The 14,937-nt window shown below is 55.0% G+C and carries 13 protein-coding genes; 8 read left to right on the top strand and 5 right to left on the bottom strand.

Features of this window, described 5'->3' with window-relative positions:
- Positions 1 to 84: 84 nt before the first annotated feature.
- The 5 genes from VLA07_RS08450 to gmd all read right to left on the bottom strand — a co-directional run bounded on the left by VLA07_RS08450 (position 85) and on the right by gmd (position 6,440).
- Positions 85 to 2,115 (bottom strand): acyltransferase family protein, encoded by a 2,031-nt coding sequence (locus VLA07_RS08450; protein ID WP_333989015.1) that lies wholly within the window; start codon positions 2,113 to 2,115, stop codon positions 85 to 87.
- Positions 2,116 to 2,251: 136 nt separating this feature from the next.
- Positions 2,252 to 3,370 (bottom strand): glycosyltransferase family 4 protein, encoded by a 1,119-nt coding sequence (locus tag VLA07_RS08445; protein ID WP_274621168.1) that lies wholly within the window; start codon positions 3,368 to 3,370, stop codon positions 2,252 to 2,254.
- Complete coding sequence (locus VLA07_RS08440; protein ID WP_247268195.1) at positions 3,367 to 4,512, bottom strand: glycosyltransferase family 4 protein; 1,146 nt, start codon at positions 4,510 to 4,512, stop codon at positions 3,367 to 3,369. The genes VLA07_RS08445 and VLA07_RS08440 overlap by 4 nt, the downstream gene beginning before the upstream one ends.
- Complete coding sequence (locus VLA07_RS08435) at positions 4,513 to 5,409, bottom strand: GDP-mannose 4,6-dehydratase (RefSeq protein WP_247268194.1); 897 nt, start codon at positions 5,407 to 5,409, stop codon at positions 4,513 to 4,515.
- On the bottom strand, positions 5,409 to 6,440 hold the full coding sequence (gene gmd, locus VLA07_RS08430; protein WP_330206508.1) for a GDP-mannose 4,6-dehydratase: 1,032 nt from the start codon (positions 6,438 to 6,440) through the stop codon (positions 5,409 to 5,411). The genes VLA07_RS08435 and gmd overlap by 1 nt, the downstream gene beginning before the upstream one ends.
- 364 nt (positions 6,441 to 6,804) lie before the next feature.
- Here gmd and VLA07_RS08425 point away from each other — a divergent pair, with 364 nt between their 5' ends.
- The 8 genes from VLA07_RS08425 to VLA07_RS08390 are packed head-to-tail and all read left to right on the top strand — an operon-like array spanning position 6,805 to position 14,897.
- Positions 6,805 to 7,629 (top strand): ABC transporter permease, encoded by an 825-nt coding sequence (locus tag VLA07_RS08425; protein WP_333989014.1) that lies wholly within the window; start codon positions 6,805 to 6,807, stop codon positions 7,627 to 7,629.
- 12 nt (positions 7,630 to 7,641) lie between these two features.
- Positions 7,642 to 8,385 (top strand): ABC transporter ATP-binding protein, encoded by a 744-nt coding sequence (locus tag VLA07_RS08420; protein ID WP_085730537.1) that lies wholly within the window; start codon positions 7,642 to 7,644, stop codon positions 8,383 to 8,385.
- A gap of 5 nt (positions 8,386 to 8,390) precedes the next feature.
- On the top strand, positions 8,391 to 9,791 hold the full coding sequence (locus tag VLA07_RS08415) for an FkbM family methyltransferase (protein WP_247268191.1): 1,401 nt from the start codon (positions 8,391 to 8,393) through the stop codon (positions 9,789 to 9,791).
- Positions 9,788 to 10,417: an acetyltransferase gene (locus VLA07_RS08410; RefSeq protein ID WP_247268190.1), complete on the top strand. Its 630-nt coding sequence runs from the start codon at positions 9,788 to 9,790 to the stop codon at positions 10,415 to 10,417. Before VLA07_RS08415 ends, VLA07_RS08410 begins: the two co-directional genes overlap by 4 nt.
- 10 nt (positions 10,418 to 10,427) lie before the next feature.
- On the top strand, positions 10,428 to 11,531 hold the full coding sequence (locus tag VLA07_RS08405) for a DegT/DnrJ/EryC1/StrS family aminotransferase (protein ID WP_333989013.1): 1,104 nt from the start codon (positions 10,428 to 10,430) through the stop codon (positions 11,529 to 11,531).
- A complete protein-coding gene (locus tag VLA07_RS08400) occupies positions 11,531 to 12,568 on the top strand; it encodes a glycosyltransferase family 4 protein (RefSeq protein WP_333989012.1) in 1,038 nt (345 codons plus the stop codon). The genes VLA07_RS08405 and VLA07_RS08400 overlap by 1 nt, the downstream gene beginning before the upstream one ends.
- Entirely contained in the window at positions 12,565 to 13,602 is a 1,038-nt protein-coding gene (locus VLA07_RS08395) for a glycosyltransferase family 4 protein (protein ID WP_247268187.1), read from the top strand. The genes VLA07_RS08400 and VLA07_RS08395 overlap by 4 nt, the downstream gene beginning before the upstream one ends.
- Positions 13,599 to 14,897 (top strand): glycosyltransferase, encoded by a 1,299-nt coding sequence (locus VLA07_RS08390; RefSeq protein ID WP_247268186.1) that lies wholly within the window; start codon positions 13,599 to 13,601, stop codon positions 14,895 to 14,897. The genes VLA07_RS08395 and VLA07_RS08390 overlap by 4 nt, the downstream gene beginning before the upstream one ends.
- Positions 14,898 to 14,937 lie beyond the last annotated feature (40 nt).

The following is a 14,937-nucleotide window of genomic DNA, read 5'->3' as shown; positions in this document are numbered from 1 at the left end:
TCACTGGGCATGGAAGTATGTCCTGTGAGCCGGTGAAAAAAGATCAAAGTCCTTGGCGGGCTTCAACAATGCGCCAATGATCGGTCAACGATCTGTAACCCCCAACTCTCGAGCGATCGCTCGCGCGACGAAATCCGAGCCGTGACGGGTCAAGTGAACGATGTCGAGATAAAAAGCGTCACCACTCGATGCTGTCTCTCTCATGAGGCAACCCTCCTCATTACACATTTTCTGAGCCACCGAAATGTAAAGGGCGCCTGACTCCTCCGCCAGTATTCTCAAATCCCTTTCCGCTGCGTCGGTTCCAGTGTCTAGCTCACCATTCACCTCCTGCTCCTGACCCATTCCATACTTCTCGTAGTCCAACCGCTCTGGCGGAATACGATGCAAAGGATCACGACTCCACAAGTTGAATGCAATACGAGAAGGCGTGTCTTTCCAGGCAGGCGTAGGCCCCAGGAGAATCACTCTGCGAGTCCCTGCATCCTGAATTTGTTTGACGGTCGCTGACAAAAGCGCCTTGTCATATCGTGGCCACATACCGGCAAGAATTACAGTATCAGGCACCAGCTCGCGAACCTTATCGATGGTCCACTGATTGTTTGATTTGCAGGCAGGATTCTTTCCCTGGAATCCGACTATCGGCGGGCATGACGACGATGTGAATTGCGCCAGCCGGAATTGCCCGGAGCGGTCCGCAAGCCCACGCAACCCCGAATATATGGCGGCGGCATCGGAATCTCCCCACAACACCCACAAAGGCTTGTCGCCCTTGTCTACACATTCAGGAGCGTACTGGGTCGCTTCTTGCCCGACATCCATGAAACAGACGAGATTACGCAGGCCCGCACGGTAGCCGTCGAGATCATATTCGGTCGCACGCTGGATAATCTGCGGGTACCGGGAAGGAAAGCCGCCAGATCTGAAAACGATGCCTGCCAATACACCCACCACGCACATCAATGCACATAGAGCGAGGACGCTGAACCGCTTCCTGGAGCCCGAACGAAATGGACGTTCGATATAAACGTATGTAAGAGTCGCGAGAAAAGCACTGCCCGCCAGAAGACCTAAGCGTACCAGCCAGGGCACACCTTCTGGATAGGCACTCCTGGCAAACGTCAGCAATGGCCAATGCCATAGATAAAGCGGAAAGCTGATCAGCCCGATAAACGTCATAACCCGGTTGCTCAGCAGGACTCGATTCAACCAGGCGCCAGGGCCAGCCACAATAATGAGTGCGGCACCAATAACTGGAAAAAGCGCCCATTTTCCGGGAAAAGGTAATGTGCTATTTATGCGAAAAACTGCATAGACAATGAACAGCATACCTATAACTGAAATTACATTTCGTGCCACCTGCCCATCAAATACCTGTGCAATTTTTTTCATCGACCGGCCGTACCTGTCAACTCTCAAACCCGGGCCCGATCCGAAGCACGCCAACATCGCACCAACGACAAGTTCCCACCCTCGAGTAAGCGGCGAATAGAACGTTGCGGTTGCGTGCTCATGCACGCCAATGATGTTCAGCAAAAAGGATAAGATCCCAATAACGACAACAATTGGCAACAGCGGAATTCGTATACGCCAAACAGCCCAAAACAAGAGCGGCCATATGACATAGAACTGTTCTTCTATCCCCAGTGACCACAAATGAAGCAGAGGCTTCAGCTCTGATGCCTTGTCAAAATAATCGGCCTCTCCCCACAAAATGAAGTTTGAAACAAAAGTGGCACCACCAAGAACATGCTTTGCCAGCAGCGCCAGGTCATCGGCAAGCATCGTGTTCCAGCCGAAAGCCAAACATACGGCCAATACAGTAAACAGCGCGGGGAAAATGCGCCTGATGCGCCGGGAATAAAAGTCAGCAACGCTGAACGTACCCTGCTCCAGCGCCGTGCTGATTACCCTGGATATCAGATAACCGGAGATGACAAAGAATATGTCCACCCCTACAAAACCACCACGCAAAAGTGCAGGGAAGGCGTGGAAAAACAATACAGACAAAACAGCGACAGCCCGAAGCCCATCAATATCGGGCCGGTATCCGATATGGCTGGTTTGATTACGCGCAACGGGAGAGCCTACGGATTGGTTTTGAGTTGCACTCATAGTCATCGCTATCTACCAAAGCAGAGTTACTACCAAAAGGCGGACCTGAAGCCGCCCGAAAGTGCAGAAAGAAGTATCGGCGTTTTTTGGTCAGCAAGAGCGCGTCGCGCCGCAAGTTGGGACGACTCACCAGTCATCAGACTGCCTTGCAAACCTTCCGGTACAAGTCGGCATAGGCCTTGGCCATCTCATCAGCTGAAAACACATCCCTGTAACGACACAAAGCACGTTGCCCCATCTCACGAGCCAACTCATCATTGTTCCACAGTGCATTCATTGCCCCGGCAAGCGCCATGGAATCGCGCGGCGGGACTACAAGGCCGGTTTCATTTGCAATATTGATAAACGTAGTACCGGAACCGATTTCACAGGAAATAAGCGGTTTTCCGTACATCGCCGCCTCAAGCAACGAAATACCAAAAGACTCCGAGCGTAGATGCGACGGGAATACAAATCCGTGGCATAACGTCAGCAACGCGGCCTTGTCGTCATCACCTAAGCCGCCCAGAAAGTGCACATTGGTCAGACCGAGGCGTGAAGCTTGTTCCTTTAGCTCGACCTCCTCGTGCCCTCCTCCCAGAAGAACGACCGGCAACCCGGTAATCCTCGCCGCCTCAAGCAGATAGTTGAGGCCCTTGTAATAACGCAGGGCACCGACAAACAAAAAGAATTTCTCACCAACCCTGGCGCGCCAATCCGCAAGTTTTTGCGATGTTGCTGCTGGATAGGTTGCCGCGTCCAACCCATACGGGATGATTTCGACTTTGTCGCGAAAGCGGGTCAGTACCGGGCTGCTTTGCGCGTAGTTCGGTGAAGAGGCAACGATGCAGTCCACGCTGGACAGAAACCGGCTCATCAACGGCTCATATAGTTTGAGCAGCGTCTTTTGCTTGACGATATCCGAGTGATAGCTGACCACCGAAGGCTTACCATGTCGACTGGCAAAATGAAGCAAATCCATATAGGGCCAAGGGAAGTGGTAGTGCACCACATCCACTTCTTTGGCCAGCTCGGAGAAATCCTTGAATGCGGACAACGAAAAGCCAGTCGAGGCCACATGTAGATCAAGTTTCGAGCGGTGAGTCAGGTGATTGCCTACTGTTTCGTTTCGCGCCGAGCCTCGCTCGCTGAGATAAAGAACCTGCGAAGAGAAACCATGGCTGGCACCACCTTGGGCAATCTGAAAAATAACCTGTTCGATACCCCCCATGGTTTCCGGGTAATAGGTTTTGAAAACGTGCAGGACCTTGATCATGTTCCTTTGATTACCCTCTGGTAGACCTGCAAGGTTTCCACAGCGCAGCGCTCCCACGAGAAGCCCTGCGCATGCTGATGCCCCTTGATGACCGCAGTCTCGCGCCAGGCATCATCGGTCAGCCCTCGTTCGAGCAGACGGGTCAGTTCATCGACATCCATCGGCGCGCACATCAGCGCCGCCTCACCCGCCACTTCCGGAAGCGAAGAACTGTTGGAACACACCACCGGCACCCCTGAACTCATGGCCTCAAGCACCGGTAAACCAAACCCCTCGTAAAGAGAAGGAAAGGCAAACAGACGAGCACCGGCAAAAAGCAGCGGAAGATCTGCGCTCGGCACAAACCCGAGATAATGCGCCCAGCCTTCACGTCGCGCGCTCTCGAGCTTGCGATGAATCATATCGCTACGCCATCCTTGGTAGCCGGTGAGAATCAGCGGCCAGCGCGCTCGCAAGGCCAGCGGCAGTCGCTCATAAGCATCAAGGAGCGTCTCGATGTTCTTGCGCGGCTCGATCGTACCGACAAACAGCGTATAACCACCTTGCTCCAACCCATGCCGATCAAGCGTAGCCCTGAGCTCGTCATGCGACCGTGGGTAAAACTCTGGAGAACTTGCCAGCGGCACGGCATGTATCCGCTCAATTGGCCATGAAAAATAGCTGGCCAGCTCCTGGCGGGTAAACTCCGAATCGGTGATCAGCGCATCGGCTCTTACCAGTGTGGTCTTGAGCTCTTTCTGCAGGTAGCGGACCAGTTGTGGCGCATGACAGTGAGCCCAGGTAAAGGGCGAAAGGTCATGAAACGTGGCGACACTGCGCCCGGCAAAGGGAGGGAGATAATAATTGGGACTGTGATACAGAAAGTCGCTGTGCCCCTTGAGCGCAGCCTTTCGCAGCATCGGCATCAACAATCGATAGGCTTCTACAGCCAGAAAATTCTTCTGTACCGCACGCTTCAAACCATAACCACTACCGGATTCGTTCGCAGCAGTGGGCAATTCGGGCAAGAAACGTCGACCGGCAAAAAACTGCAGGTCTGTAATTTCGGGACTTTGCTGAAGCCTCAGCGCAAGTTCGTAGGTATAGCGACCAATACCGGTCAGCGGAAAGCGGATCGGCTCAACAGAGAGAACTAGCTTCATTTATTCCGCCGAAAGCATCCAACTCAGAGTCTTATCCAATCCCGGGGTATCCCAGCCTGCCACCAACTGGCAGAGACGAGTGTTATCACCACAGAGGATTTTCACTTCATTGGCTCGGACAAATGCCGGATTCACCTCGACCTCCAACTGGTGGCCGGTGTATGCGGAACACATGTCGATCACTTCACGAAGGGTATGACTCTTTCCGGAACTGACGTTTACGGTTTGCCCCAATGGTCTGGCCTCGATCAAGCCACGATACGCCTTGACCACTGCCCGTACATCGCTGAAGTCACGGGAAACATCCAGATTGCCCAGCTCGATCTTGTCGGCACGCCGACGAAAGTGCGTGACGATCTTGGGCAACAGGAAACTGTCGGCCTGACCCACGCCGGTATAGTTGAACGGACGCGTAATCACGATCGGTAACCGGTTGAACCAAAGACTGGCCATGTACTCCATGGCGAGCTTGCTGACCGCATAATCGTTGGCAGGCGCTGGTGAAGTGGTTTCACTCAACAATCCCGCCGACGCATTGCCATAGACATTGGCGCTGCTCGCGAGCAGTACGCAATCCGGCACCTTGCCGCAGGCTTCAACAGCCTCCAGCAAATGGCGGGTACCGATGAGATTGACGCGGTAGAACGCATCTGCGGCACCGTGCCCGACAAAGGCCAGCGCCGCAAGATGCACTACTACATCAGGTTGAATAGTTGCCAGCAACTTGCGCAGAGCAGGACCATCGGCCAGATCCACCTGAAAATAGCCAGGCTCGTCCGAGGGTTGCGTTCCCATTCCTATCACTTCATAGCCACCAGCCTTAAGCTCGGCAGCCATGTATCGACCAGTGAAACCTTGAACCCCTGTAATCAGCGCGCGTTTACCGGCAATACTCATCAGAACGAAAATCCTTTTTCATTTCGGCGCAGGTCAGCTTCGACCATCATGCGGCACAGCTCTTCCAGCGTGGTTTTCGGTTCCCAACCCAATGCCGCCTTGGCCTTGGCCGGGTTACCAATCAGCAGTTCAACTTCCGTAGGGCGGTAGAACTTCGGATTGATGGTGACCAGCACTTTGCCGGTTGCCTTGTCGGTACCCTGCTCGTCTTCCGCAGCGCCGCTCCAGGAAAGGTCGATCCCGGCAGCCTTGAACGCCATGGTGACGAAATCACGCACGGTTTCAGTGCGGTTGGTCGCCAGTACGAAAGTGTCCGGCTCATCGGCCTGCAGCATGCGCCACATGCCCTCGACGTATTCCTTGGCGAAACCCCAGTCGCGCTTGGCGTCCAGGTTGCCGAGTTCCATCTTGTCGAGCAGGCCCAGCTTGATCTTGGCCACGGAGTCGGTGATCTTGCGGGTCACGAATTCACGGCCGCGCAATGGCGATTCGTGGTTGAACAGGATACCGCTGGTGGCGAAGATGCCGTAGGACTCGCGGTAGTTGATGGTCATCCAGTGCGCATACAGCTTGGCAACACCATAAGGACTGCGTGGGTAGAACGGCGTGCTCTCAATCTGAGGAATCGCCTGGACCTTGCCGAACATCTCGGAGGTCGAAGCCTGGTAGAAACGTACCTTCGGATTGACGATACGGATTGCTTCCAGAAGATTCACACAACCCATGCCGGTGATGTCGCCGGTCGTCAGAGGCTGATCGAAAGATACGCCCACGAAGCTCTGGGCCGCGAGGTTGTAGACCTCGGTGGCTTCGGTGGTCTGGAGCAGACGAATGCTGGCCGACAGGTCGGTCAGGTCATACTCGACCAGGTGCAGATTGGGATTATTTTGGATCCCGAGTTCTTCGATACGCCAGAAATTGACAGAACTGGTCCGACGGTAGGTGCCATAAACCGTATAACCCTTTTCCAGCAGCAGTTCCGCCAGGTAGGCGCCGTCTTGCCCAGTAATGCCAGTAACGATAGCTTTCATGCGAATCCTCTAAACTCCATTTGAGCGCCTTTAGCAGGCTCTGTTGTGTCAAACGCGCCATTGGGCTCCACTGGAGAGCCGCAAATTCTTGCAGATCATACAGAATGCAGCCCCGAACGACGATACCCAACCTGCTTTCAACACGTAACCGTATACATTCCAGGAGCATTGACTGTCTGCAATTCCTGCTTGTTGCAGTTCAAACGGAGCAACTGCAACGCAGTGATCCCTGAAACGTCTCCCTTCTGAAATTCAAGGACTTGAAGCCCCACAACACTTCCGGCCCCAATGCTTCAGGAACCATAAAGAAATAATGCAGAAAGAGTGACACTCCTCCGCCCCCGGCCTAAAATGGCGTGTTTTTTTGATCACTAATCTGGTGCTATTAATGCGCAATGGTTCTGTAAGTATCGCGCTGTCGGATATCGTCGCCGCGACAAAACGATACGCTCTGGTAGGGATGCTAGGCTGGCAAGACGTCCGGCAGCGCTATAGAAGGTCGGCACTGGGTCCATTCTGGCTGACGATCAGCATGGGCGTGATGATCGGAACCATCGGGGTAGTGTTCGGCCAGATCTTCAACTCTCCCATGCACGAGTTCCTTCCGTTTCTCGCCATCGGCATGATTTTCTGGAGCTTCATGTCTTCGGTCATCACCGAGGGGTGTACCGGCTTCATCGCCGCCGAAGGCATCATCAAGCAATTGCCGATCCCTTTGTTCGCCCACATTCTTCGCATGATCTGGCGCAATATCCTGATCCTGGGCCACAACATCGTGATCTTCCCGCTGGTACTGCTTGCCGTCAGCAAGCCTCTGACCTGGCTAGCGTTCATCAGCATTCCCGGCCTGCTGCTGGCACTGCTGAACCTGACGTGGATCGCCTTGCTGCTGGGCATCCTGTGCGCACGCTATCGTGATCTGCCTCAGATTGTCGGAAGCTTGTTGCAAGTAGTGTTCTACCTCACACCGATCATGTGGATGCCGAGCTTGCTGCCTCAAAGGGCCGGGCTTTACCTGCTTGACCTGAATCCGGTCTACCACATCATATCGATCGTCCGCTCGCCACTGATCGGTCAGTTGCCAACTGCCACCAACTGGTGGGTTTCCCTGGGCATGGCCGCTGTCGGCTGGGTCGTTGCGCTCGTGGTCTACGGCCGTTACAAGCGCCGCATCGCTTACTGGCTCTAAGAAGAACTCCTAATGTCGCTGATCGAATTCAAAAATGTTTGTGTGGATTTTCCGATCTACAACGCTAACGGCCGTTCCCTGAAGAAACGCCTGATTCAGGTTGCCACCGGTGGACAATTGGGCGCGGACCAACAGGGTCGCGTCATCGTCAGAGCACTCGAAGACCTGACTTTCACCTTGCGTGACGGTGACCGGGTCGGGCTCCTTGGCCATAACGGCGCTGGCAAGAGTACGCTGCTGCGCCTGCTCAGCAGTGTCTATGAGCCATCGTCGGGCACCGCTCGAATCGATGGAGAGATCGGTTCCCTGATCGACATTTCCCTGGGAACGGATCCCGAAGCCACCGGACGGGAGAACATCTACCTGCGCGGCGGCATTCTGGGCATGACCAAGGCACAGATCACCGAAAAGCTCGACGAGATCATTGAGTTTTCCGAACTGGGTGACTTTGTCGACATGCCGATCCGCACCTATTCCTCGGGCATGCACCTGCGCCTGGCCTTCGCCGTCTCGACCACGATCAAACCGGAAATCCTGTTGATGGACGAATGGCTATCGGTGGGTGACGAAGGCTTCAAGCACAAAGCCGAGATCCGCATGAACGAGTTGGTGAAGTCGACCAACATTCTGGTGATTGCCAGCCACTCCCGCGAACTGGTCATGCACACCTGTAATCGGGTGCTGTGGCTGGAGCACGGCAAGATCAAAATGGATGGAGACCCGACAACGGTCACCACAGCCTACTTTGGAGCTTGAAGCTAATGAACAGCATTAAGCGCAATGGTGTGGAAATCGAAGCGGCCTTTTCGATTGCGTCGAAGCGCTTGCTGGCGCGCACAGCTTCCCATCCCGTCATCAGTGCGCCGACCGATGTCGCCAGCGGTGCCAGCGATATCCCTCATGGAACCTCACCTGCCATGAGCCGGATGCTGCGTCATCACGTCAAGCAGACACTTCGGCGGATTGCCCAGAGCGCTTTTCGCGCCACCCGGCCTTTCACACGCCCGGTGCTCTTCCGCTTGCGCAACTATTTGAATGCCACGATCCGTCAGGACATGCTGCAAGAGTTCGCCACCCTCCAGCAAGAGTTCGCCACCCTCCAGCAGGCGCTCGCCAGCCTGCAGGAGCAACAGCGCGAGCAAAACCGGCAAGTCCAGCTGGAGCTTCAGCGACTGACCAACTCGACGAATGTCCAGGCTTCCCTGTCGCGAGAGCTTTTCGCCAGCCAGCTCCCGATGGAAAAAGTCGGCCCGCAACTCGATCGAATCGAGCAAAACGTAGGCCTGCAACTCGATCGAATCGAGCAAAACGTAGGCCCGCAACTTGATCGAATCGAGCAATATGCATTGCTCGATGTCAACCGTATCGCTATCAACTGCGGACCGGATGAAACACTGGTCAAAACTGCAGTCGGCTACATGCTCTGCGATGCCCGGGATCATGCTCTGTTGGCCAATCTGATGGAAGCAGGAGAGCTTGAGCCTGGAACACGGATTCTGATCGAACGCATCATCAAGCCCGGCGATGTCTATATCGATGTCGGCGCCAATATAGGAATGCACTCGATAGCCGCCGCTCGCGCCATGTCGGGACAAGGCAGGATTTTTGCTTTCGAGCCATTCGAACCGACCCGGAAACTGCTGGAAAGAAACCTGTGGCTCAACGGTGCTCTATCCATCAGCGAGATCTCCCATTACGCACTTTCCGATACGGCAGGCAGCCACAAACTGCATCTTGGCGCTACCAGCGGCCATCACTCACTCTATGAACTGGAAACTCCGACGTTTGCCACGACAACATCTGTGGAAATCTCAACCGTTACCCTAGATGAGTTTCTGCCGGAAGATCTGACTGTAAAGCTGCTGAAAATCGACGCGGAAGGCGCCGAAATCGACGTCATGAAAGGTGCACGACGCCTGCTTGCTGCCAACCCGCAAATGCTGCTTATCGTTGAACTGGGCCTCTCCCACCTGAAGAGAAATACGATAAGTCTCGAAAACTGGCTCAAGCATTTCACGGCTACCGGACTGGTGTTCAGCGTTATCAATGAAGGTACCGGCAACCTTGAAAACTGGTCGATCGAACAACTGTCGCGTACCGACTCGGTCAACCTGCTGTTTCACCGCCCGGAATGGACTCACGCTGAAAGGAGTGACGCATGAAGTCTGAAATCATTGTTGTAGGGGCCGGCGGACATGCAAAAGTCTGCATCGAGCTCCTGCAGGCCCAGGGCGAGAAAGTTGCGTGGTGCGTCGGCAACCCGGACAGTCCGGATACCTGTCTGGGCATCCCGGTACTGAAAAGCGACGACCACCTGTCGGCGCTGTACAAGGACGGGTACGAGAGAGCATTCATTGCCATCGGGTCAAATAGCGTCCGCAACAAACTGGCGAAAAAAACCACCGAGACGGGTTTCAAACTGGTGAACGCCATCAGCCCAGCAGCCGTGGTTTCCCCTTCGGCCAGACTGGGCACCGGAATCGCTGTGATGGCTGGAGCCGTGATCAATGCAGAGGCCGTCATATCCGACCTTTGCATCATCAACACCGGTGCAACTATTGACCACGATTGCGTGATCGGGCTGGCGGCTCACATTGCGCCCCAGTGCGCCCTGGCCGGCAATGTGCACGTAGGCAACTTGAGTTTCGTCGGTGTCGGCAGCAAAGTCATTCCGGAAATTCACATCGGTGAGTCCGTCATGGTCGGTGCCGGCAGCGTCGTCATTTCGAATATCGATTCAGCAGTCACGGTTGTGGGTGTGCCTGCCAAAGCCTTGAACAAATTTTGAAGGAAGAGACATGAAACGTATTTCCGTTGCACAACCAAAACTCGCTGGAAACGAACGCAATTACGTGCTCGATTGCCTGGATACAAACTGGATCTCCTCCAACGGCAAGTACATCACTGCCTTTGAAGAAAGCTTTGCCGCGTTCTGTGGCGTCAAGCATGCGATCGCCACCAACAACGGCACCACGGCGCTGCACCTGGCTCTGGTCGTACTTGACCTGCAACCTGGCGACGAAGTGATCATCCCTACCGTGACCTACATCGCAACGGCCAACGCCGTACGCTATTGCGGCGCGACTCCAGTACTGGTGGATGTATGCGCCGATACCATGAACATCGACCCGCAAACGATCGAAAGCAAGATCACCGCCAAGACCAAAGGCATCATCCCGGTGCACCTCTATGGTCATCCGGCACAGATGGACGTCGTCAATGAAATCGCCCGCAGGCACAATCTGTGGGTCGTCGAGGACGCCGCCGAGGCACACGGCGCCGAAGTCAAGGGCAGCAAGGTGGGCAGCCTGGGCACTTGCGCGACCTTCAGCTTTTTCGGCAACAAGATCATCACCACTGGTGAAGGTGGCATGATCACCACCAATGACGACGAACTCGCCGCCAAACTGCGCCTGTTCCGTGGTCAAGGCATGGATCCTAACCGTCGCTACTGGTTTCCGGTAGTCGGTTACAACTATCGCATGACCAACATCCAGGCGGCCATTGGCCTGGCCCAGATGGAAAACATCGATACCGCACTTGCCGATCGCGAGCGCCTGGCCGGCTGGTACAACGAAGCGCTGGCAGACCTAAAGGACAAGATCGTCCTGCCGACCGAGGCGTCGTGGGCCAAGCAGGTCTTCTGGATGTACAACATCTTCCTGGCGGACGGTGATGAGCACAAACGCGACGCCGTCATGCAGAAACTGGATGCAATGGGCATCGAAACCCGTCCGGTTTTCTACCCGATGCATGTTCTGCCGCCTTACAAGGAAGACAACCGCTACCCGGTAGCAGACCTATGGTCCGGCCGCGGCATCAACCTGCCAACGCATCAGGATCTGACCCGGGAAGACATCATCAGAATCGCGGCGAGCTTGCGCGAGGTCCTCGCGGCCTGATGAAAATCGCCCTTTGCTCCTCGTTCATGCCCTTCATCAGGGGCGGTGGAAGAAACATCGTCGACTGGCTGGCCTCGACGCTGACCGAAGCCGGACACCAGGTGGAAGTCGTGTACCTGCCAGAACTCGACTCGCCTCCGGATATCCTGTTTCAGCAGATGATGGCGCTGCGCTGGGTCGATCTTAAGGCCGCAGACCGGATCATTTGCTTCCGGCCGCAGGCCCATCTGATACCGCATCCACACAAGATTCTCTGGTTCATTCACCACATCCGTACCTTCTACGACCTGTGGGACTCGCCTTATCGTGACTTCCCGGACACCGCGCATAACCGCGCCATCCGTGAATCCCTGATTGACGTGGACACCCGGGCAATGGGTGAAGCAAAGACAGTTTTCACCAACTCGAAGGTTGTCTCCGAGCGACTCAAGACCTTCAACGGCGTAGAGAGTGAAGTGCTGTACCCGCCCGTATTCGAACCGGAGCGTTTTTTCAGTGCCGGATACAACGACGAGATCGTATGTATCTGCCGCCTGGAACACTACAAGCGCCAGCATTTGCTCATCGAAGCACTCAGCTACACCAAGGTGCCGGTTCGTTTGCGGATTATGGGAACTGGCGCGAGCCCGGACTATGGCATTGCGCTTCAACAAAAGGCCCAATTATGCAATGTAGCCGATCGGGTGATTGTCGAAGACCGCTGGATCACGGAAGAGGAAAAAGTGGAGCATTTGTCGCAATGCCTGGCCGCCGCTTACTTGCCGATCGACGAAGATTCCTACGGATATCCGAGCCTGGAGGCCAGCCACGCACAGAAAGCTGTCCTGACCACTTCCGATTCCGGTGGCGTGCTTGAATTGATTCAGGACGGTTACAACGGCTACATCGCCGAACCGACTCCCGAATCACTGGCTCGCGCCATGGACAAACTGTACCGGGATAAAAACGTGACAGAAGCAATGGGCAAGAACGCCAGACAGCGATTGGTCGACTTGAAGATTTCATGGTCGCAGGTGCTGGAGCGTCTTTTGGCATGAAAGTATTAATCGTAAACAACATGGCGCCCTTCATTTGGGGTGGCGCTGAAGAGCTGGCTGTCAACCTGCAGAAGAATCTGGTCATCGCCGGCCATGATGCGGAAATTCTGCGGATCCCGTTTCAATGGGAACCTTCAACACGCATTCCCTCGCAAATGCTGTTGGCACGCACCCTGGAAATCGCCAATACCGATCACGTCATTGCCTTGAAGTTTCCCGCGTATCTGGTTCGGCATCACCGCAAATCGCTGTGGCTGCTTCACCAATACCGGCAAGCCTATGACTTGTATGATGCCGGTCAGACCAATCTTCCACCGGGCCAGCATGGCGCGGATATTCGCAAGGCGATTGCGCATGCGGATAATGAAAGCTTCGCTGAGAGCCGACACATCTACACCAATTCCGAAGTCACCCGACAGCGACTTCTCAAATACAACGGTTTTGACTCCAAGGTACTACTTCCTCCGGTCAACGATCCGGAAGTGTTCACCGGTGGCGAGTCTGATGACTACATCTTTGCCGGCGGCCGGGTAAACAGCATGAAACGCCAATTCCTGCTTTTACAGGCACTGGCAAAGGCGGATCGACGAGTCAAGATGATCATCGCCGGACCACCCGAGTCTCCTGCCGATACACAACAGCTGCACGCAATCATTGAACAGTTCGGTCTGCAGGATCGTGTAAAGCTCGATCTGCGCTTCCTGCCCCGGGCTACCTATGTGGACTATGTCAATCGTGCACTTGCCGTCGCTTATATCCCGTTTGATGAAGACTCACTCGGCTACGTGAGCATGGAAGCGGCAACGGCTCGCAAAGCGCTGATAACGACTACCGACAGTGGCGGGATCCTCGGCTTGGTGCAGCCTGGCGAAACCGGCTGGAGAGCGGAACCGACTGCCGAAAGTCTGGCTGAGGCGATGAGCGCTGCCTACGAAAGCAAGGCTCGAACCCGACAGTACGGAGAAGGCGCTCAGGCATTGTGGAACGGCCTGGGCATTAATTGGCCAGAAACTGTCGAGGCGCTCCTGAAATGAAACTAGTCATGTTCACACCCGCGGTCAAAACCTCGGCCATCGGCCGAATGACCAGACTCGTCGTGCGCCAACTCCTGTCCAGCCAACATGAAGTTGTCGTGGTTCGTACCGAAAGCCAGCACGTCTCGGCCACAGAACTTCACGATTTCGGCTGCACAGTACTGCCCTGGGAGGACGACTCGCAAATCACTCGAGAAATCGAGAGCGCCGACTGCTGCGTCTATCAGATTGGCAACAGCTACGAATTTCATGAAGGTGCAATTGCCTGGCTTGCAAAAGCTCCAGGTATCGTTTGCCTGCATGACTTCTTCCTCGGACACCTGTTTTTCGGCTGGTCGCAAGGCAGGCGCGAAGAAGCCAATCGAGTATTGACTCAGTGGTATGGAACAACGATTGCCGAGGAATACTTCCAGATTCATGACGGCTCGGTGTTCATCAGCAAAACGCGAAATGAAGCTCCGCTCACAGAATGGATCAGCTCGATGGCGACCTGTGTGATCACGCACAGCAACTGGGGCTGCGATCGTGTACTGGCGGCTTGCCCGGGGCCGGTTTTCGTTACGCCACTGGCCTACGATGCGCCAGGAGCCAACGACTCGGAGCTACCAGCCACCAACAGCAAACTGAATATCCTGACCATCGGTCACGTTAACCCAAACAAGCGCGTTGAAAGCTGCATCCTGGCAATCGCCAGCAGCCCTTCCCTGCGAGCGAATGTTCGTTACCGTCTGGTTGGTGCGATTCTTCCAGAGACTGAAAAAAGGTTGTCTGAACTGGCAATTGACAACGGCGTGGAGTTGATCATTTCCAATGAAGTCAACGATGCAACGCTGTCCATGGCCATTCGGGAAGCGGACGTCATCAGTTGCCTGCGCTGGCCTAGCCTGGAAGCCGCTTCAGCCTCGGCCATCGAAGCCATGCTCTACGGCAAAGCAACCATCGTTACGGACACCGGCTTCTACAGCGAGCTCCCTGATGAATTGGTGCTGAAGATATCGGTCGAGAACGAAGTCGAAGACTTGAAGAAAATATTTCTGTCTCTTCATAGCGACCAGACCTCGGCCAACGTGCTCGGAAAGCAGGCGCAGGTATGGGCGCAGGCCACCTTCACTGCGCAAAACTATGCACGGAAGCTGGAACAGGCCGTTCCTGCGGCGCTCCGGGCGAATGTCCTCCTCTCGGCAGTCGAGCACTTTTCGTCCATCATCGAAAAATGGTCGGGCAACCCGGAACTGTTGAGCACCCCGGACATGCTGCAACCATTGAGCGTGTTCAACACCAACACTATCGTGTGAATCAATTGCGGTGGATCAGCCCTGCTGTTCCACCGTACTG

The sequence above is a fragment of the Pseudomonas sp. S3(2024) genome (assembly GCF_036861315.1).
Classification (GTDB): Bacteria; Pseudomonadota; Gammaproteobacteria; order Pseudomonadales; family Pseudomonadaceae; genus Aquipseudomonas; species Aquipseudomonas putida_A.
The sequence above is the reverse complement of the archived record's forward strand: the minus strand, read 5'-3'. Positions and strand labels throughout refer to the sequence as shown.